This is a genomic window from Silvimonas terrae, assembly GCF_014202765.1.
In the GTDB taxonomy this organism is placed as follows: Bacteria; Pseudomonadota; Gammaproteobacteria; order Burkholderiales; family Chitinibacteraceae; genus Silvimonas; species Silvimonas terrae.
The window spans coordinates 261,895-288,868 of sequence record NZ_JACHHN010000003.1 but is presented as its reverse complement, the minus strand read 5'-3'; the positions used below and the strand labels follow the sequence as shown (position 1 = coordinate 288,868).

Below are 26,974 nucleotides of genomic sequence, written 5' to 3'. Positions count from 1 at the left end.
CGCAGCGTGCTGAAATCCGCATGGTCTGGTGGGCACACGCCGGATCAAGTGTGGTGTACCGCAAGGAAAAGATTCCTGGCGTATTTGTCGATAACTCCAAGAGGAAGACAAGATGAAGCTCAAGAAGATGTTGGCCGTTGGCGCAGTGGTATTCGGTTTTGCTTCTGTTTACGCACAAGCTGATACTGAACTTGAATTCTGGACCATGAACCTGGCTCCGAAATTCAACGATTACTTCAACAAGTCCGTTGCTGATTTCAACAAAGCCAACCCTGGCCTGACCGCCAAGTGGGTTGACATGAACTGGGATCAGATCCAGCCCAAGCTGATCGCTTCCATCGCTGCTGGCAACCCGCCGGCCCTGGTGAACTTCAACGTGCCCTGGGTGCATGATTTTGCCGCACAAGGCAACATCCTGCCGGTAGACACCTACATGGGTGCCGCCAAGAACAACTACTCTGTTGGCGCAATCAAGGACGTGACTGTTAACGGTAAGGTTTACGCCTTCCCGTGGTACAACTCCGTGTCCATCATTGCCTACAACAAGGACATCCTGGCCAAGGCCGGTGTGAAGGCTGCGCCGAAGAACTTTGACGAATTCGTCAATGACGGCAAGCAAATCACCGCCAAGACTGGTGTTCCGGCTTACGCACCGAAGCTGGGCAACTTTGTGGGCTGGTTCTACTATGCTGGCCTGCCTGTTGTTGAAAACGGCAAGGCCGTGTTCAACAGCCCGAAGCACGTCGCTTTCGTACAAAAGTTTGCTGACCTGTACAAAGCTGGCGTAATGCCGAAGGACGTGTTCAAGGTTGAGTTCGAGCAGGAAATCGCTGCATACAACTCCGGCAAGATCGCCATGATGACGACCGCGCCGCAAGCTCTGAAGCGTACTGAAACCGACGCAAAAGACATCTACGCCAAGACTGGTGTGGCCAAGTTCCCGGTTGACGCCGGCAAGATGGCCTTCGGCGCATGGCTGATGGACTTCGTGATTCCGAAGGGCACCAAGGACCCGGCAGCTGCCGGTAAGCTGGGCGTGTTCCTGACCAACGATGCACAGCAAGTTGGCTTCTCCAAGGCAACCGAAACCACCTTCCCGTCCACCAAGAAGGGCAACCTGGATCCGTACTTCCAGGCTGGTGCCAAGAGCGCCGATCCGGTTGAAGCTGGCCGTGCTGCTGCTGCCGCGTCCATGGACAACGCACGCACTCTGACCATCCCGCCGGGCGTGCTGCCGGATGAAGCTGCCATGACCAAGAAGCTGCAAGACGAAATCCAGGACGCTGTTGAAGGCCGCAAGCCGGTCAAGGCCGCTCTGGACGAAGCTGTCGCTGCCTGGAACGAAAAGCTGAAGAAGTAAGCAGTCTGAAGTAGTGAAGTTCCTGAGCGGGACTGCCCCCGGGCAGTCCCGTTTCAGTCCGTTAGATAAAAAAATAAAGACACAGTCGAGTTGCGTCGTGAAGACTTCAAACAGTTACACCACGATTGCCTATCTGTTCCTGGCTCCGGCCTTGATCCTGATGGGTGTCCTGACGTTCTGGCCTGTCGGCTATAACACCTACCTCGCGTTCCAGGACTACAGCATTGCAGATGGTTCATCCACCTGGAACAATTTCGCAAACTTCAAATACATTGCTCACGAAGAGCTGTTCTGGAACGCCCTCAAGAACTCTGCGCTTTATCTCTTGATTGTGCCGGTGATCCAGTTGGCAGCGCTTATCGTGGCCAAAATGGTGAACAACAAGCTGCCGGGCATGACCTTGTTCCGCGCCTTGTTCTATATCCCGGTTATCACCTCGATTTCCATTGCGGGCGTCGTGTGGGCCAACGTCTACAAGTACGATGGCGTGCTGACCTGGCTGCTGCAAAGCCTCGGGCTGCTGCATGATCAGGTGAACTGGCTGGGCGAGCCGTCCATTGCGCTCTACATGCTGATGATCTTTACCTTCTGGAAAGGGATTGGTTATTACATGGTGCTGTATCTTGCCGGTCTGCAAGCCATTCCTTCCGAAGTGGAAGAGGCTGCCATTCTGGACGGTGCCAACGCATTCCAGCGCTTCTGGAAAATCACCGTACCGATGGTCAAGCCGACCATTCTCTTGTGTACGCTCCTCAGTACCATTGCCGCCATCAAGGTGTATCTGGAAGTGATCGTGCTGACCAAGGGTCAGGCCGATACCTATACCGCGCTGTTCTATGTGTATGACCAGGCCTTCCGCAACTACAACTTCGGCCGTGCTGCGGCTGCAGGTGTAGTGGTGACGTTGATCTGCGTGGTGCTTGCAGCGATCCAGTTCCGCCTGTTCGGCGACGACAAGAAATAAGCCGGGGAGACATAACATGGCGCTTGGCAAAACCGCTCGCACAGTCATTGGCCGCACACTGCATTACGCCGGCCTCGTCCTGTTTGCGATTTTCACTGCTTTTCCGTTTATCTGGGCTCTCTCGGTAGGCCTCTCGCAAGACGCATCCAATATCTGGATCTTCCCGCGGGCGTTCTGGCCAACGGACCCCAGCTTTGGCTGGTTCATCCGTGTGTTCCACGAAATGCCGTTCATGACTTATCTGGGCAACTCTGCCTTGATGTCGTTCTGGACTGTCGTGGGCGTGACCGTGGTGTCGGTGCTGGCAGGTTACCCGCTGGCCCGTCTGAAGTTTGCCGGTCGTAATTTCATCTTTGTGGCCATCATTGCCACCATGATGCTGCCGTCTGAAGTGGCGCTGGTCCCTAACTTCATCACCATGAAGCACTTGGGCCTCCTGAACACCATGACGGGTGCGATTCTGCCCAACATTGCCGGTGCATTTGGTATCTTCCTGATGCGCCAGGCTTTTGAAGCAGTCCCGCAAGACCTGATCGATGCCGCCCGTGTGGATGGCGCGACCGAGTTGCAGATCATGTGGCGGATCATGGTGCCGGTATGCGCACCGTCGATTGCCGCGCTGGCCATCTTCACGCTGGTTAATGAATGGAACGACTACCTGTGGCCGTCGATTGTGCTGAACTCGAAAGAGAAACTGCCGCTGGCCGTCGGTGTGTTCAATGACTTGACCGGCCCGTTTGCGACTTCGACCAGTCTGGTGATGGCCGCGATCGTGATGACGATCATTCCGGTACTGATTTTCTTCGCCTTTACCCAGCGCTACTTTGTCAGCGGTCTGGATGGCGCAGTGAAATAATCGGGCTGCCTCTCGCTCACAGGATGACGGGACAGAATCCCGTCATTCAGGCAGACTCAGAACAAAAGATTTAAAGGAATCGAATAAATGGCTTCGGTTACGCTCAAAAATATTCAAAAGACCTACGGCAAAGACGTTCAAGTGATCAAGGGTGTAGACCTTGAGATCAAAAATGGCGAGTTTGTCGTGTTTGTGGGCCCGTCCGGCTGCGGTAAATCTACCCTGCTGCGCATGATTGCCGGCCTGGAAGACATTACCTCTGGCGACCTCATGATTGGCGACACCATTGCCAATGACATCCACGCCTCCAAGCGCGGTATCGCCATGGTGTTCCAGTCTTACGCCCTGTACCCGCACATGAGCGTGTACGACAACATGGCGTTCTCGCTCAAGTTGTCTGGCGAATCCAAAGAAGATATCGACCGCCGCGTCCAGCGCGCCGCCAATATTCTGCAGATCACTCACCTGCTGGAACGCAAACCCAAGGCCCTCTCGGGTGGTCAGCGTCAGCGTGTGGCTATCGGTCGCGCCATCGTGCGTGAGCCGGAAGTCTTCCTGTTCGACGAACCGCTCTCCAACCTGGATGCTGCGCTGCGTCTGAACATGCGCGTTGAGCTCTCCAAGCTGCACAACGATCTGAAGACCACCATGATCTACGTGACGCACGATCAGGTGGAAGCCATGACCCTGGCTGACCGCATCGTCGTGCTGAACGCCGGTGTGATTCAGCAAGTGGGCTCGCCGCTGGAGCTGTACGAACACCCGTCCAACCTGTTTGTAGCCGGCTTCCTGGGCTCGCCCAAGATGAACCTGCTGGAGGCACAACTGGTGAGCCTGGAAGCCGACGCCGCCGTGGTGCGTCTGCCCAAGGGCATTACCGTGCGCGCCGCCGTCAATGCCAACGCCGGCAAGGTGGGCGACAAGGTCACCCTGGGTATTCGTCCGGAACACGTTCAACTGAAGCTGGAAGGCGAAGAGGGCGTACCGGCCCGCATCGACCTGATCGAGCATCTGGGTGACATCGTACTGGCCTACGTAGAAGTGGCTGGCGTGAATGAAATCCTGTGCGTGAAGCTGCCGGGCAACCATCCGGAACTCAAGCGCGGCGCTTCGGTTCGCCTCGTGTTTCCGGAGAAGTCCACCCTGGTCTTCAACGAACAAGGTCTCGCATTCAAACGTACTTGCTGATTGGTGCGCTGTTTGCAGTAAACAAAAAAACCCGCCGGTCTGGCGGGTTTTTTTGTTTTATGGAGAGAAGCCGTGGTGCTGAGCAAACCGCCTGCACGGCGGTGAACGACTGGAAGATGCGCCAGCGGCATCTGTCGCCCTTCTAAACCGCCTGCACGGCGGTGAACTGGAGACATACGGGGTAAAGGATAGCATGGTCAGTGAGTTAGCTTCGACTTATGCCGGTTGACTTCATTTTTCAGGGCTAATCGTAACTAATTGAATTTTATAAAAATTCATATGCCGCAAAAAATCGAAGCTGAACGAAGGTTGTGATGCAGGGGGAGCTGTGGCGACTTGCTTGATCTCGCAAGTGGGTGTCGACTTGGGGGCTTTGTCTGAAACCTGGCGATCGGGTGCTTTGCGTCACGTATAAACAAAACGGCCATGGTTTACATGGCCGTTTTGGAAGCGGATTAGCGGTGGGTGGTTAACCGGCGCGTGCCGCCACGTAGTCTTTCAGTGTCTGCACGTCTGAATCCATCACATCAAAGCGCTGTGGCAGCTTTTCCAGGTCTGCCACGGCGGCGGGCATGGTGGGTTTGCTGCCCAGGGCCTCTTGCATGGTGGCCTCAAACTTGGCGGGCAGGGCGGTTTCCATGATGACCATTTTCACGCCGGCCTGACGGTGTGCTTTGGCGGCGTGGTAGCCGTCGGCGGTATGTGGATCGATCTGTACGCCGTAGGTATTGAATACTTCGCGGATACTGTTGATGCGGTCGGCATGGGTGCTGCGGTCAGAGCGGAAACCGTACTCGTCGTGCATGCGGGCAAAGTCGGCCGGCGAGAGGTCAAAGCCCTTGGCCTTCTCGACGGTGTGCCACAGCGCGGCCAGTTTGGCGCCGTCACGGCCGGTCAGGTCAAACACAAAGCGTTCCAGGTTGGAGGCCTTGGTGATGTCCATGGACGGGCTGGAGGTCTCATACGTTTGGTCCAGCCCACGCGGGTGATAACCGCCGGTCTTGAAGAATTCGTCGAGCACGTCGTTTTCGTTGGTGGCGACCACCAGGTTGCGGATGGGCAGGCCCATCTGGCGGGCGACGTGGGCGGCGCAGATATTGCCAAAGTTGCCAGACGGTACGCAGAAATCCACCGGTTCGCCCACTTCTTTAGCCACGGCAAAGTAGCCCTTGAAGTAGTACACCACCTGGGCGACCACGCGGCCCCAGTTGATGGAGTTCACCGCGCCGATCTTGTACTTTGCCTTGAACGCGGCGTCGTTGTTCACCGCTTTCACCATGTCCTGGCAGGCGTCGAACATGTTGTTGACCGAGATATTGAAGATGTTCTCGTCTTGCAGGGTGAACATCTGCGCGCGCTGGAACGGGCTCATTTTGCCGTAGGGCGAGAGCATGAATACACGTACGCCTTTCTTGCCGCGCATGGCGTATTCCGCCGCGCTGCCGGTGTCGCCACTGGTGGCGCCGACAATGTTGATTTCTTCGCCAGCACGGTTCAGCACGTATTCAAACAGATTGCCCAGCAACTGCATGGCCATGTCCTTGAAGGCAAGGGTAGGGCCGTTGGAGAGTTGCTGGATAAAGAGGTCGTCTTCCAGGCGGGTAAGCGGAGTGATCTCGTCCGTGCCGAAGGCGGCCTTGGTGTAGGTCTTGTCGATCAGGGCTTTGAGGTCTGCCGCCGGGATGTCATCAACAAAGCGGCTGATGATGGCAAAGGCCAGATCGGGGTATGACTTGCCGGCCAGGGTCTTGAGGTCATCAGCGGAGAGTTGCGGGTACTGATCTGGCACGACCAGACCGCCGTCCGGGGCGAGGCCGCCGAGCAGGATTTCAGAGAATTTCTTGGGCGACATGCCGCCGCGTGTGGAGATGTATTGCATGATCGAAGCCTGTATCAGGGCGCGATGCGCGAAATTTTGTTAGCGCCGTGTGGCGCGGTGTTTTGATACCCAAGGGCATCTGGTAGCAAGTTGCTTTCTGTTTGCTACCCTGCTAACTCGTCATTCCCGCGCAGGCGGGAATCCAGCGGCAATACTTGCTGGTGCTACGTTGTAGCCCGGATGGAGCCCAAGGCGGAATCCGGGGGGACTGACCTGATTCATATTGTTGTCAGGTGTTAGCGCCTTTGGCGCGTTGGATTACAACCCGGCGGTGGCCGGAGCACGTTACTTTCTTTGCTTCGCCAAAGAAAGTAACCAAAGAAAGGCGACCCCAGCCTGGCGGCCCTCCGGGCTTCCCTCAGTCAGTCGGGAGCCTAAGGTCTCCCTCCCTTCTTCGGCGCTTGGCTTTAATGGGGGAGGAAAATCAAAAGCAACCCCAACCCCAACCCCAACCCCAACTTCAGCGCCAACGGCAATTTGCATTGGCGGGCTACCAACAATCCATTTACTGCGCCGGTTGATCAACCATTGAGTCGATCTCTTCACCCAGACAACTAAACCCGGCCGCCGCCGCCTTGCCCTTGAGCACGCGTTCCAGCGCGTCATCTGCCAGCATGGGTTCCTTGCCGGCGATCAGGCCATTGATGCGGGCGTCCTTCATCAGACGCTGGCCGACGCAGCCACAGAACGCATTCTTGTCGAACGACACCTGCAGTCTGGTCAGTTGGTCTGCCACGTTTTGCGGCAGGTTTTGCCGTTTGCAGGCGCTGATGGCCTGCGCACGCATCACCGAGATATTGGTGGCGCGCACGCCGGTCACCTCTGCCGCAGGGGCCGACCCTGCGGCACACAGCAGCAGGGTCAGAACCAGCCAGCCGGTGAGACGCTTAGCCATTCAGGTGTTCCAGCCGCAGCTTGACCACCTTGCCGTTGATGCTGCCCAGCGCTTCAATTTTGGTCAGCGCGCCATTCACATTCTTCTCTACCGCCTGGTGGGTCAGAATGATGATGTCGGCACGGCTGTCGTTTTGCTCGGTGGCCGGTCTTTGCAGCATGGATTCGACCGAGATATTGGCGTCGGCCAGGATGCGCGAGACGTCGGCCAGCACGCCCGGACGGTCTTCGGCATCCATGCGCAGGTAGTAGCAGGTTTCCACTTCGTCGATCGGCAGGATCGGCAGATTGGCCAGCGCGCTGGGCTGGAAGGCCAGGTGCGGTACGCGGTTTTCCGGGTCAGCGGTGGCCAGGCGAGTGACGTCGACCAGATCGGCAATCACGGCGGAGGCGGTGGGCTCGGCGCCGGCACCGGGGCCGTAATACATGGTGGCGCCCACGGCGTCGCCCTTGACCAGCACGGCGTTCATGACGCCATCTACGTTGGCAATCAGGCGCTTGTGCGGGATCAGGGTCGGCGCCACGCGCAGTTCAATGCCGTTTTCGCGGCGACGGGTCACGCCCAGCAGTTTGATGCGGTAGCCCAGTTCACCGGCGTATTTGATATCCGCAGCGTCCAGCTTGCTGATGCCTTCCAGGTAAGCCTTGTCGAACTGCACCGGAATACCAAACGCAATGGCGCTCATGATGGTGAGCTTGTGGCCGGCGTCATGGCCTTCAATGTCAAACGTCGGGTCGGCTTCGGCGTAACCCAGGCGCTGGGCTTCGGCCAGTACATCGGCAAACGCCAGACCCTTGTCGCGCATTTCGGTCAGGATAAAGTTGCTGGTGCCGTTGATGATGCCGGCAATCCATTCAATGCGGTTGGCGGTCAGGCCTTCGCGCAGGGCCTTGATGACCGGGATGCCACCGGCTACGGCGGCTTCAAACGCAACCGTCACGCCTTTTTCCTGGGCGCGCTCGAAAATCTCGTTGCCGTATTCGGCAATCAGCTTTTTGTTGGCCGTGACCACGTGCTTGCCGTTGGCAATGGCCTTGAGGACCAGTTCCTTGGCAATCGTGGTGCCGCCAATCAGTTCGACCACGATGTCCACGTCCGGGTGGTTCACCACCTTGAGCGCATCGCTGACGATTTCGACATCCGGGCCGCACATTTCACGGGCGCGATCCAGGTCACGGTTCGCGGCAATGATGATCTTGATCGGACGCCCGGCGCGGCGCGCGATCTCTTCTGCATTGCGTTTCAATACGGCGGCAGTGCCACCGCCAACGGTGCCAACACCGCACAGACCTACATGAATCGCTCTCATTTCAGCGCCTTCTTGAAGTTGAACGCGGGGATATGCATCCCCTCGCGGAAATAGAATTTATGTGCAAGCGTACGCTGCACGCCGGAATCCAGCGCCAGCACGTCGCAACCCAGTGCGCGTGCTTTGGTATCAAGCCAGTCCAGCATCTTCTTTCCAACGCCTGTGGATCGCACATTGGCATCGGTGACCAGATCGTCCACGTAAAGACGGCGGCCTTCGTAGGTGTTCTCGACGATGCGCCATAGCGCCACGCCGAGGACCTGATTGTTTTGGGTAACGGCGATCAGGCGACCGCCGTTGTGCGCAATGACCGCAAGCCGGCCGGTGTAATCCTCCGGCAGGTTGGGGCGCAACTGAACATGAACTGTTTTGGCCTTGGCGAACCAGTCTGCATTGGCAAACTGGCCGTTTTCATCAATCAGTTCAAGAATCTGCATTATGCCGTACCGTGGCGCTTGCGATAACCCGCCAGGAATCGTTCTACCCGGCCCAGCGCGTCGGCCAGGTCTTCCAGATTGGGCAGGAAGGTCATGCGGAAGTGGTCCGGCTGCGGCCAGTTAAAGCCGGTGCCTTGCACCATCAGCACTTTTTCTTCCTGCAAGAGTTCCAGAATCAGTTGCTGGTCGTCTTGCACCGGGTACATTTTCGGGTCCAGCTTGGGGAACATGTACAAGGCCGCTTGCGGCTTGTTGCAAGTTACACCCGGAATACTGTTGAGGATCTCGTATGCCAGGTCGCGCTGACGCGTCAGGCGACCGCTTGGTTTCACCAGATCGTTGATGCTCTGATAACCGCCCAGCGCGGTCTGGATGGCGTATTGCGCCGGCACGTTGGCGCACAAACGCATGGTGGCCAGAATATTCAGGCCTTCAATGTAATCTTTGGCGATCTTCTTGTTGCCCGACACCACCATCCAGCCGGCACGGTAGCCGCAGGCCCGGTAGTTCTTGGACAGGCCATTGAAGGTGACAAACAACACGTCATCCGCCAGCGATGCCAGCGAGGTATGCGTGCGGCCATCGTACAAGACCTTGTCGTAGATCTCGTCGGCGTAAATGATCAGTTTGTTCTGGCGGGCAATCTCGACGATCTCTTTCAAGAGATCATCCGGGTAGAGCGCCCCGGTGGGGTTGTTGGGGTTGATCACCACAATGGCGCGGGTGCGCGGGGTGATCTTGGCACGAATGTCGTCCAGCGACGGCAACCAGCCATTGCTGTCATCACACAGATAGTGACGCGGTGTGCCACCGGCCAGGCTCACGGCGGCGGTCCACAGCGGGTAATCCGGCATGGGCACCAGCACTTCGTCACCGTTGTTCAACAGGCCCTGCATGGACATCACAATCAGCTCGGATGCGCCATTGCCAATGTAGATGTCATCGACGGTGACATCGGCAATACCCTTTTCCTGGGTGTAATGCATGATGGCTTTGCGGGCGGGGAACAGGCCCTTGGAGTCCACATAACCGGCCGAATTGGGCAGGTTGCGGATGACGTCCTGCACCACTTCTTCCGGGGCTTCAAAACCAAACGGCGCCAGGTTGCCGATGTTCAGCTTGATGATGCGATAGCCTTCTTCTTCCATCTGCCGGGCTTTCTCTGGCACCGGGCCGCGGATTTCATAGCAAACGTTCAACAGTTTGTTCGACTTGAGAATGGCGTCCATCAACAGTGCCTGGAAAAAAATCGGGGGAACCTCGTATTCTAGCGAAGATGTGGCTTCTGCGGGCGCTCGTCTGCACTGCTTTGCGCACTTGTGTTTGTCATGCACGTGAAAAAGGCGATTGTGCCATATAATCAATGGCTTGCAATCGCCGGTCTGCTACGGGGTGGCGTGATGTCGATCAGGCGGCGGGGCAGGTGTCCTCGTAGGCCGTGATATTTTCATCGCGCGCATCAGGGGCGGGCCAGGCTTGCTTGAAGGTAAAGGCATAGGCCGTTGGGCCATGCTGGCGCAAGCAGTCCAGCCGCACTTTGGCCTCCTGGGTTGTCGGGATGTGGCCGGCTTTAACCCACCACAGCACCATATACGCTTCTTTCATGCGCTCAAACCACTCACGGCGGCGGCTCATGATCTGGGTGTGCGCGGTGTAGTACACGTAGTGGCGCAGGGCGTCGATATCTTGCCAGACCGACATATTGACCAGCGTATCGGCATCGTACGGGCGCAGATCAAGCGCATGGTTGCCGTTATCATCTTTCAGGCGCCAGACAAAGCCGGGCGCTTGCTCAGCGATGGCGTTGATCCGGTCCAGATCGGCGACAAAATCCGCCATGATCGGTGAGTCGAGCGGGGCTTTGGCGATGCCGATATTCAGTTGTGCCAGTTGGTATTGCGACATGAATAGTCTCCTTGCAACAAGCTTGCCGGGGCAGTGTAGCAAGGCGGAGTGACATATCAGGCCTTTTGGCATGACCGGCAGCGCGCCGGTTTTTTACAGGCTGTGCGGACTGACCATGACCCGGTTGCGGCCGCTTTCTTTGGCCTGGTAGAGCGCCTGATCGGCCGGTTCCACCAGGGTGGCGAATGCGTCCTGGTCAGGCCGGGGCGTGACGGCGTGAACACCGGCGCTGATGGTCACAAAACTGGTGGGGTTACCCGCGTGGGTGATTTCCAGCGCCCGTACCGCGGCACAGAAACGTTCTGCCAGCACCCGCGCGCCCGCCGTATCGGTATTGGGCAACAACACGACCATTTCTTCGCCGCCATAACGCGCGGCCAGGTCTCCGGGGCGGTGTACCAGATCATCAATGGCGTGGCTGATGGCGCGCAGACAGTCATCCCCGGCCGGGTGGCCGTAGAGGTCGTTGTATTTCTTGAAAAAGTCCACGTCGATCATGATCAGGGCCAATGAGGTCTGCTCCCGCGCGGCGCGGCCGAATTCTTCGGCGAGGCGGGTATCAAACTGGCGCCGGTTAGCCAGCCCGGTCAGGCCATCTTGCGCGGCCATTTTTTGCAGGGTGGCGTTGATGCTTTCCAGCGCACGGTGCGCTTGCACCAGGTCTTGCTGTGCCCGCGCCCGCAGGTTGATCTGGCGGACCAGGTGTGTGCCGGCCAGCCCCAGGATAGACACCAGCACCAGAATGCCCAGCGAGTGCAACAGGGTACGCCGCCACCATTCTTCCAGGATTTCGTCGCGGGAGAACGCCGCAGTGACAAACACCGGCCAGCCATCTACCTGTTGAAAACTGTTGAGTCGGGTGACGCCGTCATAGATCGATTTGACAATCAGCGAGCCACGGCCAGGACTGTGGCGATAATTGGCGTACACGGGGGAGCTAGCCATGCTGGCCCCGATATTGGCCGCGTTGTAGGGGCGGCGGACCAGCAGCGTGCCGTTTTCTAGCGCCATGCTCATGGCGCCCGCCTGACCAATATTGAAACTGCCATAAAACCGGCTGAAATAATCCAGCCGGACCGACGCCAGCACCACGCCGGCAAAGCTGCCATCGTCATGGTTGAAACGGCGCGTCACCGGAATGATCCACAACCCGGTGGAGCGGCTGATGACCGGCTTGCCAATGTGCGGGCCGCGATCGGTGTGGGTGCGATGCCAGATAAAGTATTCGCGGTCGCCATTGTTGAGGTTGTAGCTGACCTGCGCTTGCGAACTGGTAATCCAGTTGCCGTGCTCGTCATAGACAAACAGGCCGGCCAGATGCGGCTGTTCCTTGAGTTGCTGCTGCAAAAAGCCATGTAGCCGTGCCATCTGCAACATGCCAGTGCCATCAAACTCCAGGCGCTCCACCATGCCGAACAACACGGTGTCGGTGATCTTGAAGGTGGATTGCGCCTGGTGGGCAGCAGCTTGCGCCAGATTGGTGGTTTCGGCCTGCATTTCCGCCAGTTGCTGTTCCCGGGCGTTCCAGCTCAGCACCACATCCATGATGACCAGCAGGACACAAACAATGCACACAAAGACAAAGGCCTGTGTGGAAATCCGTGCGGGTTGCTGCCTGATCTTCAAGCCGGGCTCCAGGTAGGAAGGCGCTGCCAATCCTTCCAATATATACGCTGCATGCCATCGGGTTAAGCGGACCAGCGGCGGGTGTGGCGGCGCAAGCAAGTTGTATCCGGTAAAATGGCCGCTTACTTCATCGGGATTGTTGTCATGAAACTGCATCACACCAACGTCGATAACCTGAACCAGTTCACGTCTTACGGCGAAGGCTTCGTCAAGGTGAACCAGCAACAGTACGAAGGCAGCCTGATCGTCACTTCATCGGAAGTGCGTGAATGGCAGCCGGCTGGCTTTGAAGACTTGCAGGCCGAACATTTTGAGCAATTGCTGGCGCTCAAGCCAGAAGTGGTGCTGCTGGGCACCGGCAAGAGCATCCGCTTTCCGCACCCGCGTTTGTACGCTGCGCTGGGGCAGGCGCACGTGGGGCTGGATGTGATGGATACCGGGGCGCTGTGCCGGACGTTCAATATTCTGACGGCGGAAGAGCGGCGGGTGGTGGCGTTGGTGTTGGGGGCTTGAGGTCGCCGGCGGCTACGGATGGCCTTTGTTGGCCGTTGCCCATTGGGTAGCCCGGATGGAGCCGCTAGGCGGGAATCCGGGGTGGCGGACCGGGTTCATATTGTTGTGGGTGTTAGCGCCTTCGGCGCGATGGTTTTGATACCGGCGGTGGCCGGAGCATGTTACTTTCTTTTGCTTCGCCAGCCTCGGCGGCCCCAAAGAAAGTAACCAAAGAAAAGGCGACCCCTGCGACAGCGCCCCTTCGGGGTTCCCTGTGCTTCTCGCAAGGCGCGGCTGGCTGCGGGAACTCGGGCTAAAGCCCTCAAACACCCCTCCGCCGAAACCCCGCGCCTTGCTGCGATGCTCGGCGCTGCCGGAGGGGAGGTAAGTCAAAAGCAACGGCAACATCAAAAGCCCCCCCAACCCCGCAAACCGTCAGTTTGCAAGAATGGTTTGCCTGCCTACCACCTCGTCATTCCCCCTTGACGGGAATCCAGCTGCAATCCCCGCAAGCATGGTGAAGTCCACCCGTCCCCGCATCACCCAACAAAAAGCCCGACATCCGCCGGGCTTTTTTTTTGGCGCAATCAGCGCTCAATGCACCGCACTGCGCGAGAAGTGCTTCGGCCGGAATCCCAGCACCCCCAACATGCCAAAGTAAGCCACCAGGCCCACGCCAACCAGACCGGCCAGGCGCACGATGCGTGAAGGCATATTGCCAATATCCCAGGCTGGCATCAGCACCAGCGCACCGTAAAGCACGGCGGCCATGACGATGACGGCGATGACCAGCTTGGCAAAGAACGGCTTCCAGCCCGGTTGCGGCTGAAAAATGCCGTGGCGGCGCAACTGGTAATACAACAACGAGGCATTGCAGCACGCGCCCAGGCCAATCGCCAACGACAACCCGGCGTGCTTCAGATGCCAGATAAACGCCAGGTTCATCAATTGCGTCAGCAGCAATGTGATTACCGCAATCTTCACCGGGGTCTTGATGTTCTGGCGGGCGTAGAAACCAGGCGCCAGGATTTTCACCATGATCAGCCCAACCAGACCGGCCGAATAGGCGATCAGCGCGTATTGCGTCATCAGCGCGTCGTGGGCGCCAAAGCGACCGTACTGGAACAGGGCAGAGACCAGTGGTCCGGAGATCACGGCCAGCGCCACAGCGGACGGCAAGGCCAGCATCAGGCACAGGCGCAGGCCCCAGTCCAGCAGCTTTGAGTATTCTTCCGGGTCTTTACTGGCATGCGCCTTGGCCAGCGAAGGCAGCAAGATGGTGCCCAGCGCCACGCCCAGCACGCCGGTGGGGAATTCCATCAGGCGGTCAGCGTAGTACATCCAGGAAATCGAACCAGAGACCAACCAGGAGGCAAAAATGGTATTGATCAGCAGGGAAATCTGGCCGACCGACACACTGAAAATGGCCGGACCCATTTGCTTGAGCACACGCCACACGCCGGCGTCTTTCAGATTCAGGCGGGGCAGCACCAGCATGCCAATCTTTTTCAGGTGCGGCAGTTGGTAACCCAGTTGCAAAATACCGCCCACAATCACGCCCCAGGCCAGCGCAATAATGGGTTGCGCCATATGCGGCGCCACCACCAGCGCAAAGAAAATCTGCGAGACATTCAGCAGCGTTGGTGCAAAGGCAGGGACTGAAAAACGGTTCCAGGTATTAAGGATGCCGCCCGCCAGGCTGGCCAGCGAGATCAGGAAAATATATGGAAACGTGATGTGCAACAGTTGCACGGTCAGGTTGAATTTGTCTGGCGTATTGGCAAAGCCGGGCGCAGTCAGCCACAGCACCAGCGGCGCGCCAATGACGCCCAGTACGGTGATCACCGCCAGTACCAGCGTCAACAGACCCGCTATATAAGAGATGAAAATGCGGGTGGCTTCTTCACCCTGGGTATTTTTGTACTCGGCCAGGATAGGCACGAACGCCTGGCTGAATGCGCCTTCGGCAAAAATGCGACGCAGCAGGTTGGGTAACTTGAAAGCCACATTGAAGGCATCGGTGGCTAGCGTGGCACCAAACATACGGGCGACAATGGCGTCGCGCGCAAAGCCCAGAACCCGCGACGCCAGCGTCATGGAGCTGGTGGTGGCGAGTGATTTCAGCAAGTTCATTGAAATGGCGGCAGCTTCAGAACAGATAGATGGCGCATGATATCGAAGGCTGAGTGCCTGTTCACCATCTTTTCTGTGTTGTGCCAGCCCGCAAAAAATGAACCAGGCGCGTCCGGATGTTCGCAAAGGTTGCATTGCCTGCAATTACCCGATATCATCGGCGGTTTCCGAATTGAACAATCCCGTTGTCGCATAGGCTTCGGGACGTAACCGAACCTGTCAGGAGTCAGAACACATGGCAAATAGCGCCCAAGCTCGCAAGCGTGCGCGTCAGGCTGAAGAAGCCCGCCAACACAATGCTAGTCAACGTTCGGCATTCCGCACTGCGATCAAAAAGGTGCTGAAGGCTGTTGAGGCTGGCGACAAGTCCGCTGCGCAAGCGGTATTCCAGCAGTCTGTCAGCACCATCGACAGCCTTGCTGACAAGAAGATCTTCCACAAGAACAAGGCAGCTCGTCATAAGAGCCGTCTGTCCGCTGCAATCAAGGCCATGGCTGCCTGATTCGCTTCGGCGTTCTTCGTAAAAAACCCCGCTTGATGCGGGGTTTTTTATTGCCTGCCATTTGGCCAACATGGCGGCTGGCAACGCATTGTCAACAAACGCGCGCTCGTAAACTGTCAGCCAGACCCGCAGGTTGACTGCGGCCGGCGCAACACCTTTCAGCGGTAGAGGGGCCGTTGCGCATAGGTCTGGCGGAGACGAACGGCGCGCGTCATGCATTTGTGCTAGATTGGGTTCTCGCACCGAATACATGGTTTGTTTACAAGATATGCAAGCAAATGATGAACTGGCGCCTCTGCCGCGCGTTCTGGTTGTGGATGATTCGCGTATTGTGCGAGCCACCATCAAAAAGCACCTCTCTGGCGTATACGACATCATCGAAGAAGCCGATGGTGAAGCCGGTTGGAGGCGTTTGCAGGCCGATGAATCGGTCTGTCTGCTGATTTCCGATCTGACCATGCCTGAGCTGGATGGCATGGGTTTGCTGGCGCGTATCCGCCAACAGACTGAGGCGCGCTATCGGCTGCTGCCCATCATTATTGTGTCGGGCGAGGAAGACGAAGAAACCCGCCAGCGTTGCGTGAACGCGGGCGCGAGCGACTTTGTCACCAAATCGACCGACCGTGCCGAGATGCTGGCGCGGGTGGCGGCCAATATTGAACTGGCCCGCACCCACAAAGAACTCGACGCCGCGCGCGAAGAACAGGCACGCACCACCACCCACGTGGCCGACGGTGTAGGCACTAACCATCTGCTCAAGTTGCAGATGGAACAGTCGCTGTCCTACGCCCGCCGTCACCGCAGCGAAGTCACCGTACTGCTGATCGAGATCGACGCCTTCGACCAGGTTCAGCACAAGCTGGGCGAGCGCGTTGCCGGGCAAATGCTGCAATTGCTGGGCAAGCAACTGGCGGGCAAGCTGCGTAACGAAGACACCCTGGCGCAAGTCGCCGGGCCGCAATTTGCGGTGGTCTCTGCGTCGACCACCTTGTCGGAATCCCGCATTCTGGGCGAACGTCTGCGCCAGGCGATTGCCACGGCCCGCATCAATTTCCGGGGCGAGCAGATTCAGGTCACGGCCAGTATTGCTGTGGCCAATTCGCTGCATGACGATGCAGACGACACCGATACCCTGATGACCGCCGCCAGCGCGCGTCTGGCCGAGCGCACAGAGCACAATACGGTGATCGTGCCGCAGCCCTCTAGTGCGCATGTGGCGACACCGTCGATTGCCGAGGCGCTGGCCCTGTTGCACAAGGGTGATGAGGCCGAGATTGCCGCGCTCAAACCGCATCTACCGGCTTTGCTGGCCAACCTGGCACCGTTGCTGGAACTGGCCAACAAAGAACTGGGTCTGGGCTGGTCGCTGGATGGCTCCGCGCACTGAGTAAGGTCAGGTGTCCGCTATGAAAAAAGGCTGCGTCTGCAGCCTTTTTTGTTGCCTGGGCCCCTGCGGGCCCATACGTGCCTAGCTTTGCGCTAGTTTGGTCCGCGACAACGGCGGGTTTTTGGAGAAATACTTCTTGATGCCGGTATGCAGCGTGTCGGCCATCTTGTCCTGATAGTCTTCGCTGATCAGCCGCTGTTCTTCCTGCGGGTTAGAGATAAATGCGGTCTCGACCAGAATCGACGGGATATCCGGCGCTTTCAGTACAGCAAACCCTGCTTGTTCCACGGCACCCTTGTGCAGACGGTTCAAGCCCCCCAGCTCGGTCAGCATGGCGCGACCAAAACGCATGCTGTCGTTCAAGGTGGCGGTCTGGGTCAGGTCCATCAGCGTGTGCGCCAGGTACTTGTCCTGAGTGTTGGTGATTTTCACGCCACCAATCAAATCCGCATCGTTCTGGGTCTGCGCCAGCCACTTGGCCGCAGTGCTGGTGGCCCCTTTGTCAGACAACACAAAGACGGATGAGCCATTGGCATCGGGCCGGATAAACGCATCGGCGTGGATCGACATGAACAAGTCACCCTGGACCGCGCGCGCTTTTTTCACACGCACGCCCAGCGGTACAAAGAAGTCTGCATCACGCGTCATGACCACGCGGATGTTGGGATCGCTTTCCAGCCTGGCCTTGAGCTTTCTGGCAATCGATAACACCACATCTTTTTCGTGATTGCCTGCCGGGCCGGTCGCGCCCGGATCTTCGCCGCCGTGACCGGGGTCAAGCACCACGGTGATCAAACGGTCAACCTTGAGCTTGCTGCGATCAATCGGTTTGGTGTCGGCTTGTGCCATCACGTCGTCATTGGGGGAGCGATCCGGCGGGGCGGTTTGCTGAGCCGGTTGGCTGGCGGCGCTGGTGTTGGTGTCCAGCTTGAGCTGGCTATCCAGCGCGCCATCTGGCGCAGTCTGGCCATCCAGAAACGCCAGCAAGGGGTCTTTTTGTACGGCAGGGTACAAGTCGATCACGAGGCGGTTCTTGTATTCGGCTACCGGCACCAGCGTGAAAACTTGCGGACGTACTTCGGTTTTCAGGTCCAGCACCAGCCGCACCGTGCCGGGTTTGTTCAGGCCCGCGCGCAGTTGCTGGATGTAGGGGTCGTCACTGCCCACCTTGCCGGCCAGTTTTTGTAGCTCGTCGTTCAGATCCACGCCTTCCAGATCAACCACCAGCCGATCCGGATTTTTGAGTACAAATTGTTTGAAGGTGAGCGGTGTGGTCGATTCGATGGTGACGCGGGTGTACGCCTGGGCAGGCCAGACACGCACCGCGACCACACTGGCCGCTGCCGCAGCGCGGGCAAACCCGGCTGGCACGACCGACAAAAAGAGGGTTGAAACCGCAGCACGCAAGGCGTGGCGGCGACCGGTATCAGGGGTCAGGGCGTAGGGGCGAGTTGCGCGAGACATGCCTTGCCGTGCTCCGTATGTGCTTGAATTTCAATGTTTCTTCCGTCTGCAAAAGGCTCAAGACGGATAGTCCAGTCTGCGGTTGGCAGCAAGCCTGCTGCCTTGTCTGCCCATTCGATCAGGCAAATGCTGTGCGGATTGAAGTAATCCCTGAACCCGGCATCTACCCATTCCATAGGGTCTTGAAATCTATATAAATCAAAATGATACAAGTTTAAATTAGAAACAGCATAAGGTTCAACCAGTGTATACGTGGGGCTTTTCACGCGGCCGGCGAAACCCATGCCCCGCAAGATGCCGCGGGTGAGGGTGGTTTTACCTGCACCAAGGTCGCCCTCCAGAAACACGGTCATACCCGGCTGCATGGCTGCGGCCAGTTGCGCGCCCAGCGCCAGCGTTGCGTTCTCGTCAGTGAGATAGCGGCTTCTAGTATCATCGGCAGCATGCATAAACAATTGTCATCCATGAAATCATCAGAGCCGGATTTGCCCGCGCTGGCCAGCCAGATCAAGGCCTGGGCGCAAGAGCTGGGCTTTGCCCGTGCCGCCATTACCGGCACGGATCTGTCGCATGCCGAGCCTGGATTGCTGGCCTGGCTTGAGGCGGGGTTTCACGGCGAGATGGATTATATGGCACGGCACGGCCTCAAACGTGCCCGACCTGCCGAATTGGTGCCGGGCACGGTCTCGGTCATCAGTGTATTCATGCCGTATCTGCCGGCGGGTACGTCCAACGTGGATGCCGTGCTGGCCGCTGACCACAAGGCGTATATCTCGCGCTATGCGCTGGGGCGGGATTATCACAAGGTGTTGCGCAACCGTCTGCAAAAACTGGCCGATCGCATTCAGACGGAAATTGGCGCATTTGGCCACCGGGTGTTTGTGGATTCCGCGCCGGTGCTGGAAGTGGAGATTGCCAAACAGGCCGGTCTGGGCTGGCGCGGCAAACATACCTTGCTGTTGAACCGGGAGTACGGTTCATTCTTTTTTATTGGCGAGTTGTTTACCGACCTGCCGCTGCCGCCCGATGCGCCAGAACAGAACGAGCACTGCGGCCGTTGCACGCGCTGTATCACCGTTTGCCCTACCCAGGCGATCGTCGAGCCTTACAAGGTTGATGCGCGGCGTTGCATTTCCTACCTTACGATTGAGTTGAAGGGCAGCATTCCGGAAGCACTGCGGCCCATGCTGGGCAACCGGGTTTACGGTTGTGATGACTGCCAGTTGGTGTGTCCGTGGAACCGCTTTGCGGTAGATAGCAAAGAGGCAGACTTCCATGTACGGCACGGGCTGGACGACGTCGAACTGGTGACCCTGTTTAATTGGGATGAAGCCACCTTCAACCACAATATGGCGGGTAGTGCCATTTTACGGATCGGCCATGAGCGCTGGTTGCGCAACCTGGCGGTTGGCCTTGGCAATGCCTGTACCTCGCCGCAGATTGTTGCGGCACTTAAAACCCGCGAAAACGACCCGAGCGAGCTTGTGCGCGAGCACGTCGCCTGGGCACTGAAAAGGCACGGTGCATGAATCCTGTGATCCAGCCGCTGGGCGATACGGCACTGGTCCTGAGTGTGTCCGCAACCCTGGAAGATCAGCGACGCCTCTGGGTCATGCAAAGACTGTTGCAGCAAGAATTCCCCGCCTGGTGGGTGGTGCTGGGTGTGGGCAATCTGACGGTGAGGTTTGATCCGATGATTGAAGCGGCGGCAGTCATTGAACATGGTATTGAACTGGCCTGGCAGCGCAGCCAGAGGGGGCTGAAGGTCGCCAGCCATCATCATGACGTGCCGGTGGTGTACGGTGGCAAGGCGGGGCCGGATCTGATCCGGGTGGCCGAACATGCCGGGCTGACCCCCAAACAGGTGGTGGAGCGGCATGCAGCGGGCCAGTACATTGTCTATTGCATCGGCTTTCTGCCGGGGTTCCCGTATCTGGGCGGGCTGGACCCGCAACTGGCGACACCAAGGCTGGATAAACCGCGCCTCAAGGTGCCGGCCGGTGCGGTCGGCATCGGCGGCGCGCAGACCGGTATCTATCCCAGTGCGTCACCTGGTGGCTGGAACCTGATCGGCCACACAGACCTGCGGTTGTTTGATCCCGCCATGATTCCACCCGCTTTGCTGGCCCCCGGCGACACCTTGCGATTTGTGCCGACCGAGGTGCGCGCATGAGTCTGTCCATACTGAAAACCGGCGCACTGGCGACCGTGCAAGATGCCGGCCGTTACGATGGGGCACAGTGGGGCGTACCGCGCAGCGGGGTGATGGATATTCCGGCCTGGCTGATTGGCAACCTGCTGGTCGGCAATCAACCCGACGTGGCGGCCATTGAGATCACGCTGGGTGGGTTCAGCGCGCGTTTCGACGTTGACTGCGTGATTGCGGTGACTGGGGCCATTGCGCCCGTTACGCTGGATAAACAAACAATGGGCCAGTGGCGCAGTATCAGGGTGCGCGCCGGGCAGACTTTGCGTATTGGCTTTGCCGAATCAGGTGCCCGACTGTTTTTGTGCGTCAGCGGCGGTGTAGATGTGCCGATGGTGATCGGGGCGCGCTCGACGGATCTGGCCGGCGGTTTTGGCGGGTTTGCCGGGCGCGGGCTCAAGGCCGGCGACGAAGTGGCCTTGGGCCAGGCCGCCGGCCCCGCGCCAGACGGCTGGGTGCGCGCGCCAGAACGCGGCGATGTGCTGCGAATCTTGCCCAGTACCGAGTGGTCGGCCTTTACCATGGCCGCACATCAGACCTTTCTCAGCGAGGCGTGGGTGGTGACCCCGGATGCCAATCGCATGGGTGCGCGTTTGGCAGGGCTGGAACTACCCTTGGCCCAACCCCTGGAAATGACCTCGCACGCCGTTCACCCCGGGGTGGTGCAGGTACCACCTTCCGGCCAGCCCATCTTGTTGCTGGCCGATGCCCAGACGACCGGTGGCTACCCCAAGATTGCCCAGGTGATCCGGGCCGATTTGTGGCGCATGGGGCAATTCAGACCCGGTGAAACCATCCGCTTTGTCGAGGTCACCCTGGCTGAAGCGCTGGATGCCCTGTCTGAGCAACGACACTGGCTGGCCCGACTGGAGATGCAACTGAAATGGCGCGTTTGAAGCTGGATCTGAATGCGGATCTGGGTGAAGGCTACCCGTTTGATGCCGTACTGATGGGGCTGATCAGCTCAGCCAATATTGCCTGTGGCGGTCACGTGGGCGATGAGGCCTCCATGCGCGCCACGGTACGGCTGGCACGGGAACACGCCGTGCGCATAGGCGCGCACCCCAGTTACCCGGATCGGGAACACTTTGGCCGACGTACACTGCAGATGCCAGCGGCAGAACTCCAGGCCAGTCTGGTGGCGCAGATCTGCGCACTGGATGCCATTTGCCAGCAAGAGGGCGTGTCGCTGGCCTACGTCAAACCGCATGGCATGTTGTACAACGATGCCGCACGCAACCTGGAACTGGCAGATCTGGTCATCGACGCGGCACAGAGGGTACGCCCGGATCTGGCCATCATGGCGCTGGCGGGCAGCGGCATGGTAGCGCGGTGTCGCGAGCGGGGCGTGACGGTGATGGAAGAGGCCTTTGTCGATCGCGCTTATCGTGATGATGGCTCGCTGGTACCACGGAGCGAACCGGGTGCGGTGCTGGCTGATGATGCGGCTGCCGTGGCGCAGGCTTTGCGTTTTGCCAGCAAAGACGAGGTGGTCACCCGGTCTGGCAAAGTGCTGCAACTGCCGGTGGATTCACTGTGTCTGCATGGCGATACGCCACATGCAGTGGCTTTTGCCCGCGGACTATATAGCCAGTTGGAAGTTCTTTAGACCAAAAAGTAAATAGTACCAAATGTAATCAACATTAGTTGATCGCGCAACGCGCCCCCAATCTGGACAATCCTTATTGATTCGTCATACAAGGAGAGCCCGATGGGCAGCGCAGAACACGCATTACAGATTCCGGCCAGTACTGCCCCCCCGTTGCCGGATGAAATCACGAATGACCTGCAGACCCGCGTCAAAGGCCATCCGCGTGGTTTATACCTCTTGTTCGCCACTGAAATGTGGGAGCGCTTTTCCTATTACGGCAATCGCGCGCTGCTGGCGCTGTTCATGGTGCAGGCGCTGGCTTTCGACAAGCAGTTTGCGGCCTCCCTGTACGGCCGCTATACCGGCCTGGTTTACCTGGCACCGCTGATTGGTGGTTATGTAGCCGATCGCTGGTGGGGTAACCGCCGCTCTATTTTTGTTGGTGGCGCACTGATGGCCGCCGGCCAGTTCACCTTGTTTGCCGCCGGCAGCATGCTGCAAACGCCCGCGACCGCCATCATGCTGTTCTATTGCGGCCTGGGGCTGATTGTGGCGGGCAATGGCTTCTTCAAGCCCAATATTTCCTCCATGGTGGGGCAGCTTTATAGCCAGAGCGATGCCCGCAAGGATTCGGCCTACACCATCTTCTATATGGGCATTAACCTGGGCTCGTTTATCGCCCCATTGATCTGTGGCTTCCTGGGGGATACCGGCAATGCGGCTGATTTCCGTTGGGGTTTTTTCACCGCAGGCGTAGGCATGTTGCTCTCTCTGGTGGTGTTCGGCTTCTTCCACAAGCGTTATCTGGTATCGCCCACTGGCGCGCCGGTGGGCCTTGCTCCCAAAGCTGCCGCTGCGCAGCAAGCCAGCAAGGACAATCAGCCGCTGACCCGCCAGGATATTGATCGCATGATCGTGATCGGTGTGATCTCGTTCTTTGTGATTTTCTTCTGGTCGGCCTTTGAACAGGCGGGTGTCTCGCTCACTTTCTTTGCTGAAGAAGCCACCAACCGCCAGTTGTTCGGCTACACCATTCCGGCTTCGTGGTTCCAGTCGCTCAACCCGGTGTTCGTGCTGATTTTTGCCCCGGTGCTGGCCCAACTGTGGACCGTGCTGGGTCGCCGTAACAAAGAACCCAGTTCACCCACCAAAATGGCCTGGGGGCTGATCTTGCTGGCTGTGGGTTACCTGATCATTGGCTTTGGCGTGAAAGACATGTCGGCCACCGCCAAGGCCAGCATGATCTGGCTGACCGCCATGTATCTGATGCACACGCTGGGCGAGTTGTGTCTGTCGCCCATTGGCTTGTCGCTGGTGAATAAACTGGCTCCCGCGCGGTTTGGCTCGTTGATGATGGCGGTGTGGTTTACCGCCAATGCGGCGGCCAACTGGTTTGCCGGCGTGCTGGCCACCTTCTATCCGGAAGCCGGCCGTACTCCGGTGTTCCTGGGTTACCAGATCACCGGCCTGCATGAGTTCTTCATGCTGTTTGTGGCGATGGCCTTTGTGGCGGGTGCAATCTTGCTGGCATTGACCCGTCCGCTGCAAAAGATGATGCACGGCGTGCGCTAAATCTCGCCGGCCTGGCTGCACAACACAAAGCCCGCCCTGCTTAACGCATTGGCGGGCTTTGTGTTGTGTGAAGGCTACAACTATTGCTGACTGACCGGGAAAGTATGCCGTTTGCTCTGTGAAAAGCGCTGGCGAGCCCAATCCAGGCTACATTAGGGGTGTTGGTGCGCCGCAATATTGGCTCCAACCATGATTCTTATCCGCACACTTTGTTTGTTGTCTGACCATCATGCGTATCTTTGCAATTGAAGTCTTCAGGGATGGCGGTTCCATTGAGTTCACGCTGGAAAAAAACGGAACCGCGCGTCACGTCTGGCTGGAAACCCCGATTTACGGTGAGCCACGCACGCTGCTGATCAACTCAAGCTTGATGAGCCAGGGCTGTGCAGAGGTGACCGAACTTCTGGCCGATCTGGACCACTGGTGGGCAGCGCTCCCCGATCAAATGCGCGCGCTGGTGGATGACATCATGGCCGAGCGTAGCCCGGTGGCTGAACCGCAAGCTGAACTGGCAGACGCCATCGATTTCACCCGGGTGGTGCACGTCCACAACTATGTTCTGGCCAATTACAGCGAGCTGGCGACATCCCGGGCGGCTGAATAGGTAGTGCGTTCAGCGCCAGCAAAAGGTGGAATGCTGGCAGCGCTTTTTGGTCGATTTGCTGGTCTTGCTCTTGCCGTTCTTTTGGGCTGGTTGGGTTCTGGACGCGGCCGCCTGTTTCTTCGGTTCGGCTTTTTTCACCGGTGCTTCGGCCGGACGCTGGGCGCGGGCGTGATCGGTTTCATAAGAAGAAGCCAGCGCAGCGTTGCCAAACGCCGCATTCAGGGCCAGTACCAGGCCCGCCATCCACACCTTGTTCATTGCAATTTCCTTTGCCTGGGCAAAACGCCGGGGTGTGAATGTACGTACCTCCGGCGGTGGCGGAAATTGCGTTTAGTCTGAAAATCTAGCGCGCCAGCGTGCGGTTCAGGCGTGCCTCCAGCCAGCGCTGGACTTGTTCAAAGGCCAGGCTCAGGCACCAGTAAATTGCGCCTGCAGTGACATAGAGCGGAAACGGCTGGAATGTCGTGGAAATGACTTCCTTGGTCGCCAGCATCAACTCGGTGACGGCAATCACGGACACCAGCGAGGTATCCTTGATCAGGCTGATCAGGCTGTTGGACAAGCTGGGCACCGCCAGCCGCAGTGCTTGCGGCCAGACCACAAAGCGCAGCGTTTGCATATGCGTCATCCCCTGGCTGTACGCCGCCTCCCATTGTCCTCGATCCACCCCGTTGATACTGCCGCGAATGGTCTCGGACAAATAGGCGCCGACGTTCAGGCTCAGTGCCAGAATCCCGGCACTGATGGGATCAAACTGGATGCCGATCGCCGGCAGGCCGTAGTAGATGATGAAAATCTGCACCAGCAAGGGCGTGCCACGCATGCAGCTGACGTAAATGGCCGCCGGCCAGTTCAGTACGCGCCAGGCAGAGAGGCGTAACAAGGCCACCACGCCGCCAACGGCCAGACCACCAATCATGGCGCTCACGGCAAACAGCAAGGTGTAACCGGTGCCTTTGAGCAAATAAGGCCAGGCGGTCTGCAGCAGATTGATCACGTCGCCCAAAGTGTTTTCTCCCATGCAAAACCCCCTGCGCAGGGCAGGGGGTTTGAAGATGTTCTCCGGCCATTATAAACATGCGGGCCGGATGAACCTGGTTGCGCGCTCAGGCGCCTGGCGCGCGGCTCACGTCGCGCCCAAAATACTTTTGCGAGATACGGGCATAGGTACCGTCTGCCTTGATATCTGCCAGTGCCTTGTTCAGCGCAGCCTTGAACTTGGGATTGTTTTTGGTAAACGGAATCCCGTTGCTGGACGCTTCACCCACAGCGGCGCCTGGCTTGAGCGGCAGGCTGGTTTTCTTGATCAGATACGGAATCATCAGCGTGTCATTCAGTGCGGCGTCGATGCGGCTTAGCGCCAGATCTTGCAGGTATTCCTGCTCGCCCGGATAGGTTTTGACTTCAACCCCGGCTACGGCGCGTGCCATATCGGCATAGTTGGTGCCCTGGCCGACGCCCAGCTTCAGACCCTTGAGATCATTCAGGCTTTTGAAGTTACGCGTGTCATTCTTGCGCACCACCAGTTGCGCCTGCGACAGCACGTAGGGGTCGCTGAAATCAAACGCTTCCTGGCGCTTGGGCGTAATGCCTACCTGATTGACGATCACGTCGTATTTGCCGGCTTGCAGGCCCGCCAGAATGCCACTCCACTCTGTCGTGGTGAATTGAGCTTTCACACCCAGTTTTTGCGCCAGGGCGTTGGAAATCTCGATATCAAAGCCGGTCAGCTGACCGTTTTCCCGGTAATTGAACGGCGGGTAGGTGCCTTCCACTGCCACCTTGAGCGTGCCGCGTTGTTTTACCGTATCCAGCAAATCTGTTGCACTTGCGGTAAAGGCGACAAATCCAAGCACACTGGCAATCAGCAACTTGCGCATATCCATATTACTTTTCCTTATAATGAAACAACTGGAACTTCCGGCACAGATATTTAAAGTAAGGGTTGGCGTGGCGTATGCCTATCAGGAATATCGGCAATCAGCTTACAAAAAGCGGCCGCTGTTCCATCGGGGCGCGCTACTGTGAAACCTGTCAGGTTTGGGGCTGACACCAGTATGCCAAGCTGATATTTCTGCCGAGCTGACTGGGGGGAAGGCCGCAATGAGATACCAGATCATTCCTGTATACGCTGAAGAGGGTCAACAAACCGATGAGATAGGCTGGGTGGTGATCAACCCTGCCGGTTTCCGGGTGTCCATTGTGTATAGCGTAGATGCACTGTGGCTGGCAGAACGCCAATGCGATTTCCTGCAGGCCGAACTGGAGTACGTCACCGATATTGCCCGCAACCTGGATAAAACCATGGCGCTCAATACCAGCGGGCGTTTTCCGGGTGTGGTGCTAGGGGTCTACGACAAACATGTGCTGATCGATGCCGGGCAGGGAGAGGCCTGGGCGGTAGAGGTCTTTTTGCTCAACCAGGCCGGCATTACCCTGCGGGAAAACGACCGGGTGAAGCTGGCTTATATTGACGGTTACATGATCGATCTGGCACCACCGATGGCAGGCAATGCATGGTCGCCATCGGCACCGTCCATGCGGGCGTTCTGACGATATTTGTCAGAAATATCTGTCAAAACGCATTGGGCGCGTGCCGGTTTG

At 58.2% G+C, this 26,974-nt stretch carries 27 protein-coding genes; 14 read left to right on the top strand and 13 right to left on the bottom strand.

Features of this window, described 5'->3' with window-relative positions; all coding sequences use genetic code 11:
* The first annotated feature begins 112 nt into the window (after nucleotides 1-112).
* The 4 genes from HNQ50_RS08530 (at nucleotide 113) to HNQ50_RS08515 (ending at nucleotide 4,368) form a co-directional block, all read left to right on the top strand.
* Nucleotides 113-1,360, top strand: a complete 1,248-nt coding sequence (locus tag HNQ50_RS08530; protein ID WP_184099563.1) for an ABC transporter substrate-binding protein — start codon at nucleotides 113-115, stop codon at nucleotides 1,358-1,360.
* 97 nt (nucleotides 1,361-1,457) lie between these two features.
* Complete coding sequence (locus HNQ50_RS08525) at nucleotides 1,458-2,324, top strand: carbohydrate ABC transporter permease (RefSeq protein WP_308419143.1); 867 nt, start codon at nucleotides 1,458-1,460, stop codon at nucleotides 2,322-2,324.
* A 16-nt stretch (nucleotides 2,325-2,340) separates the two neighbouring features.
* A complete protein-coding gene (locus tag HNQ50_RS08520) occupies nucleotides 2,341-3,180 on the top strand; it encodes a carbohydrate ABC transporter permease (protein WP_184099561.1) in 840 nt (279 codons plus the stop codon).
* A gap of 87 nt (nucleotides 3,181-3,267) precedes the next feature.
* Nucleotides 3,268-4,368, top strand: a complete 1,101-nt coding sequence (locus tag HNQ50_RS08515; protein ID WP_184099559.1) for an ABC transporter ATP-binding protein — start codon at nucleotides 3,268-3,270, stop codon at nucleotides 4,366-4,368.
* 469 nt (nucleotides 4,369-4,837) lie between these two features.
* Here the strand turns inward: HNQ50_RS08515 and thrC are convergent, their stop codons facing one another.
* The 7 genes from thrC to HNQ50_RS08480 all read right to left on the bottom strand — a co-directional run bounded on the left by thrC (nucleotide 4,838) and on the right by HNQ50_RS08480 (nucleotide 12,419).
* Nucleotides 4,838-6,247, bottom strand: coding sequence for a threonine synthase (gene thrC / locus HNQ50_RS08510; RefSeq protein ID WP_184099557.1), 1,410 nt, complete (start codon nucleotides 6,245-6,247; stop codon nucleotides 4,838-4,840).
* A 505-nt stretch (nucleotides 6,248-6,752) separates the two neighbouring features.
* The gene (locus HNQ50_RS08505) at nucleotides 6,753-7,142 is read right to left on the bottom strand and encodes a hypothetical protein (RefSeq protein ID WP_184099555.1); all 390 of its coding nucleotides are present in this window, start codon (nucleotides 7,140-7,142) and stop codon (nucleotides 6,753-6,755) included.
* Nucleotides 7,135-8,451 carry a homoserine dehydrogenase gene (locus tag HNQ50_RS08500; protein ID WP_184099553.1) on the bottom strand — a complete coding sequence of 439 codons (1,317 nt, stop codon included), beginning with the start codon at nucleotides 8,449-8,451 and terminating at the stop codon, nucleotides 7,135-7,137. Before HNQ50_RS08500 ends, HNQ50_RS08505 begins: the two co-directional genes overlap by 8 nt.
* A complete protein-coding gene (locus tag HNQ50_RS08495; RefSeq protein WP_184099551.1) occupies nucleotides 8,448-8,888 on the bottom strand; it encodes a GNAT family N-acetyltransferase in 441 nt (146 codons plus the stop codon). The genes HNQ50_RS08500 and HNQ50_RS08495 overlap by 4 nt, the downstream gene beginning before the upstream one ends.
* Nucleotides 8,888-10,117 (bottom strand): pyridoxal phosphate-dependent aminotransferase, encoded by a 1,230-nt coding sequence (locus HNQ50_RS08490; RefSeq protein WP_184099549.1) that lies wholly within the window; start codon nucleotides 10,115-10,117, stop codon nucleotides 8,888-8,890. Before HNQ50_RS08490 ends, HNQ50_RS08495 begins: the two co-directional genes overlap by 1 nt.
* A 178-nt stretch (nucleotides 10,118-10,295) precedes the next feature.
* Nucleotides 10,296-10,793, bottom strand: coding sequence for a DUF3291 domain-containing protein (locus HNQ50_RS08485; RefSeq protein WP_184099547.1), 498 nt, complete (start codon nucleotides 10,791-10,793; stop codon nucleotides 10,296-10,298).
* Nucleotides 10,794-10,886: 93 nt separating this feature from the next.
* Complete coding sequence (locus tag HNQ50_RS08480) at nucleotides 10,887-12,419, bottom strand: sensor domain-containing diguanylate cyclase (protein ID WP_221303086.1); 1,533 nt, start codon at nucleotides 12,417-12,419, stop codon at nucleotides 10,887-10,889.
* A 144-nt stretch (nucleotides 12,420-12,563) separates the two neighbouring features.
* Here HNQ50_RS08480 and HNQ50_RS08475 point away from each other — a divergent pair, with 144 nt between their 5' ends.
* Entirely contained in the window at nucleotides 12,564-12,932 is a 369-nt protein-coding gene (locus HNQ50_RS08475) for an Mth938-like domain-containing protein (protein ID WP_184099545.1), read from the top strand.
* 573 nt (nucleotides 12,933-13,505) lie between these two features.
* Here HNQ50_RS08475 and murJ read toward each other — a convergent pair.
* Nucleotides 13,506-15,044: a murein biosynthesis integral membrane protein MurJ gene (murJ, locus tag HNQ50_RS08470; protein ID WP_184099543.1), complete on the bottom strand. Its 1,539-nt coding sequence runs from the start codon at nucleotides 15,042-15,044 to the stop codon at nucleotides 13,506-13,508.
* Between the two features lie 235 nt (nucleotides 15,045-15,279).
* Between murJ and rpsT the strand changes: the two genes are divergently transcribed.
* Nucleotides 15,280-15,546, top strand: a complete 267-nt coding sequence (gene rpsT, locus HNQ50_RS08465; protein WP_184099541.1) for a 30S ribosomal protein S20 — start codon at nucleotides 15,280-15,282, stop codon at nucleotides 15,544-15,546.
* Between the two features lie 268 nt (nucleotides 15,547-15,814).
* Nucleotides 15,815-16,933, top strand: coding sequence for a GGDEF domain-containing response regulator (locus HNQ50_RS08460; RefSeq protein ID WP_184099539.1), 1,119 nt, complete (start codon nucleotides 15,815-15,817; stop codon nucleotides 16,931-16,933).
* A gap of 81 nt (nucleotides 16,934-17,014) precedes the next feature.
* On the opposite strand, the gene HNQ50_RS08455 is transcribed toward HNQ50_RS08460, so the two are convergent.
* Together HNQ50_RS08455 and tsaE are read right to left on the bottom strand one after the other, a co-directional pair.
* The gene (locus HNQ50_RS08455) at nucleotides 17,015-18,397 is read right to left on the bottom strand and encodes an N-acetylmuramoyl-L-alanine amidase (protein WP_184099537.1); all 1,383 of its coding nucleotides are present in this window, start codon (nucleotides 18,395-18,397) and stop codon (nucleotides 17,015-17,017) included.
* Nucleotides 18,367-18,846, bottom strand: coding sequence for a tRNA (adenosine(37)-N6)-threonylcarbamoyltransferase complex ATPase subunit type 1 TsaE (tsaE, locus tag HNQ50_RS08450; protein ID WP_184100137.1), 480 nt, complete (start codon nucleotides 18,844-18,846; stop codon nucleotides 18,367-18,369). Before tsaE ends, HNQ50_RS08455 begins: the two co-directional genes overlap by 31 nt.
* 15 nt (nucleotides 18,847-18,861) lie before the next feature.
* Between tsaE and queG the strand changes: the two genes are divergently transcribed.
* The 6 genes from queG to HNQ50_RS08420 all read left to right on the top strand — a co-directional run bounded on the left by queG (nucleotide 18,862) and on the right by HNQ50_RS08420 (nucleotide 24,370).
* Nucleotides 18,862-19,926: a tRNA epoxyqueuosine(34) reductase QueG gene (gene queG, locus HNQ50_RS08445; protein WP_184099535.1), complete on the top strand. Its 1,065-nt coding sequence runs from the start codon at nucleotides 18,862-18,864 to the stop codon at nucleotides 19,924-19,926.
* Complete coding sequence (gene pxpB, locus HNQ50_RS08440; RefSeq protein WP_184099533.1) at nucleotides 19,923-20,570, top strand: 5-oxoprolinase subunit PxpB; 648 nt, start codon at nucleotides 19,923-19,925, stop codon at nucleotides 20,568-20,570. Before queG ends, pxpB begins: the two co-directional genes overlap by 4 nt.
* Nucleotides 20,567-21,499 (top strand): 5-oxoprolinase subunit C family protein, encoded by a 933-nt coding sequence (locus HNQ50_RS08435; protein WP_221303085.1) that lies wholly within the window; start codon nucleotides 20,567-20,569, stop codon nucleotides 21,497-21,499. Before pxpB ends, HNQ50_RS08435 begins: the two co-directional genes overlap by 4 nt.
* On the top strand, nucleotides 21,487-22,212 hold the full coding sequence (locus HNQ50_RS08430) for a 5-oxoprolinase subunit PxpA (RefSeq protein WP_221303084.1): 726 nt from the start codon (nucleotides 21,487-21,489) through the stop codon (nucleotides 22,210-22,212). The genes HNQ50_RS08435 and HNQ50_RS08430 overlap by 13 nt, the downstream gene beginning before the upstream one ends.
* Before the next feature lie 102 nt (nucleotides 22,213-22,314).
* A complete protein-coding gene (locus tag HNQ50_RS08425) occupies nucleotides 22,315-23,766 on the top strand; it encodes a peptide MFS transporter (RefSeq protein WP_184099531.1) in 1,452 nt (483 codons plus the stop codon).
* A 229-nt stretch (nucleotides 23,767-23,995) separates the two neighbouring features.
* On the top strand, nucleotides 23,996-24,370 hold the full coding sequence (locus tag HNQ50_RS08420) for a hypothetical protein (RefSeq protein WP_184099529.1): 375 nt from the start codon (nucleotides 23,996-23,998) through the stop codon (nucleotides 24,368-24,370).
* Nucleotides 24,371-24,379: 9 nt separating this feature from the next.
* On the opposite strand, the gene HNQ50_RS08415 is transcribed toward HNQ50_RS08420, so the two are convergent.
* The 3 genes from HNQ50_RS08415 to HNQ50_RS08405 form a co-directional block, all read right to left on the bottom strand.
* The gene (locus HNQ50_RS08415) at nucleotides 24,380-24,628 is read right to left on the bottom strand and encodes a hypothetical protein (RefSeq protein ID WP_184099527.1); all 249 of its coding nucleotides are present in this window, start codon (nucleotides 24,626-24,628) and stop codon (nucleotides 24,380-24,382) included.
* Between the two features lie 85 nt (nucleotides 24,629-24,713).
* The gene (locus HNQ50_RS08410; RefSeq protein WP_184099525.1) at nucleotides 24,714-25,391 is read right to left on the bottom strand and encodes an amino acid ABC transporter permease; all 678 of its coding nucleotides are present in this window, start codon (nucleotides 25,389-25,391) and stop codon (nucleotides 24,714-24,716) included.
* An 85-nt stretch (nucleotides 25,392-25,476) separates the two neighbouring features.
* Entirely contained in the window at nucleotides 25,477-26,256 is a 780-nt protein-coding gene (locus HNQ50_RS08405; protein ID WP_184099523.1) for a transporter substrate-binding domain-containing protein, read from the bottom strand.
* Between the two features lie 217 nt (nucleotides 26,257-26,473).
* Between HNQ50_RS08405 and HNQ50_RS08400 the strand changes: the two genes are divergently transcribed.
* The gene (locus HNQ50_RS08400) at nucleotides 26,474-26,923 is read left to right on the top strand and encodes a hypothetical protein (RefSeq protein WP_184099521.1); all 450 of its coding nucleotides are present in this window, start codon (nucleotides 26,474-26,476) and stop codon (nucleotides 26,921-26,923) included.
* Nucleotides 26,924-26,974 lie beyond the last annotated feature (51 nt).

Excerpts from the sequence above, each read along its gene's own strand:
- murJ (WP_184099543.1), bottom strand. The coding sequence starts at position 15,044 with ATGAACTTGCTGAAATCACTCGCCACCACCAGCTCCATGACGCTGGCG.
- pxpB (WP_184099533.1), top strand. The coding sequence starts at position 19,923 with ATGAATCCTGTGATCCAGCCGCTGGGCGATACGGCACTGGTCCTGAGT.
- HNQ50_RS08505 (WP_184099555.1), bottom strand. The coding sequence starts at position 7,142 with ATGGCTAAGCGTCTCACCGGCTGGCTGGTTCTGACCCTGCTGCTGTGT.
- HNQ50_RS08400 (WP_184099521.1), top strand. The coding sequence starts at position 26,474 with ATGAGATACCAGATCATTCCTGTATACGCTGAAGAGGGTCAACAAACC.
- HNQ50_RS08515 (WP_184099559.1), top strand. The coding sequence starts at position 3,268 with ATGGCTTCGGTTACGCTCAAAAATATTCAAAAGACCTACGGCAAAGAC.
- HNQ50_RS08425 (WP_184099531.1), top strand. The coding sequence starts at position 22,315 with ATGGGCAGCGCAGAACACGCATTACAGATTCCGGCCAGTACTGCCCCC.
- HNQ50_RS08495 (WP_184099551.1), bottom strand. The coding sequence starts at position 8,888 with ATGCAGATTCTTGAACTGATTGATGAAAACGGCCAGTTTGCCAATGCA.
- HNQ50_RS08410 (WP_184099525.1), bottom strand. The coding sequence starts at position 25,391 with ATGGGAGAAAACACTTTGGGCGACGTGATCAATCTGCTGCAGACCGCC.
- HNQ50_RS08490 (WP_184099549.1), bottom strand. The coding sequence starts at position 10,117 with ATGGACGCCATTCTCAAGTCGAACAAACTGTTGAACGTTTGCTATGAA.
- HNQ50_RS08485 (WP_184099547.1), bottom strand. The coding sequence starts at position 10,793 with ATGTCGCAATACCAACTGGCACAACTGAATATCGGCATCGCCAAAGCC.
- HNQ50_RS08420 (WP_184099529.1), top strand. The coding sequence starts at position 23,996 with ATGCGTATCTTTGCAATTGAAGTCTTCAGGGATGGCGGTTCCATTGAG.
- HNQ50_RS08455 (WP_184099537.1), bottom strand. The coding sequence starts at position 18,397 with ATGTCTCGCGCAACTCGCCCCTACGCCCTGACCCCTGATACCGGTCGC.
- HNQ50_RS08530 (WP_184099563.1), top strand. The coding sequence starts at position 113 with ATGAAGCTCAAGAAGATGTTGGCCGTTGGCGCAGTGGTATTCGGTTTT.
- queG (WP_184099535.1), top strand. The coding sequence starts at position 18,862 with ATGAAATCATCAGAGCCGGATTTGCCCGCGCTGGCCAGCCAGATCAAG.
- thrC (WP_184099557.1), bottom strand. The coding sequence starts at position 6,247 with ATGCAATACATCTCCACACGCGGCGGCATGTCGCCCAAGAAATTCTCT.
- HNQ50_RS08415 (WP_184099527.1), bottom strand. The coding sequence starts at position 24,628 with ATGAACAAGGTGTGGATGGCGGGCCTGGTACTGGCCCTGAATGCGGCG.
- HNQ50_RS08435 (WP_221303085.1), top strand. The coding sequence starts at position 20,567 with ATGAGTCTGTCCATACTGAAAACCGGCGCACTGGCGACCGTGCAAGAT.
- tsaE (WP_184100137.1), bottom strand. The coding sequence starts at position 18,846 with ATGCATGCTGCCGATGATACTAGAAGCCGCTATCTCACTGACGAGAAC.
- rpsT (WP_184099541.1), top strand. The coding sequence starts at position 15,280 with ATGGCAAATAGCGCCCAAGCTCGCAAGCGTGCGCGTCAGGCTGAAGAA.
- HNQ50_RS08475 (WP_184099545.1), top strand. The coding sequence starts at position 12,564 with ATGAAACTGCATCACACCAACGTCGATAACCTGAACCAGTTCACGTCT.
- HNQ50_RS08405 (WP_184099523.1), bottom strand. The coding sequence starts at position 26,256 with ATGGATATGCGCAAGTTGCTGATTGCCAGTGTGCTTGGATTTGTCGCC.
- HNQ50_RS08430 (WP_221303084.1), top strand. The coding sequence starts at position 21,487 with ATGGCGCGTTTGAAGCTGGATCTGAATGCGGATCTGGGTGAAGGCTAC.
- HNQ50_RS08460 (WP_184099539.1), top strand. The coding sequence starts at position 15,815 with ATGCAAGCAAATGATGAACTGGCGCCTCTGCCGCGCGTTCTGGTTGTG.
- HNQ50_RS08520 (WP_184099561.1), top strand. The coding sequence starts at position 2,341 with ATGGCGCTTGGCAAAACCGCTCGCACAGTCATTGGCCGCACACTGCAT.
- HNQ50_RS08500 (WP_184099553.1), bottom strand. The coding sequence starts at position 8,451 with ATGAGAGCGATTCATGTAGGTCTGTGCGGTGTTGGCACCGTTGGCGGT.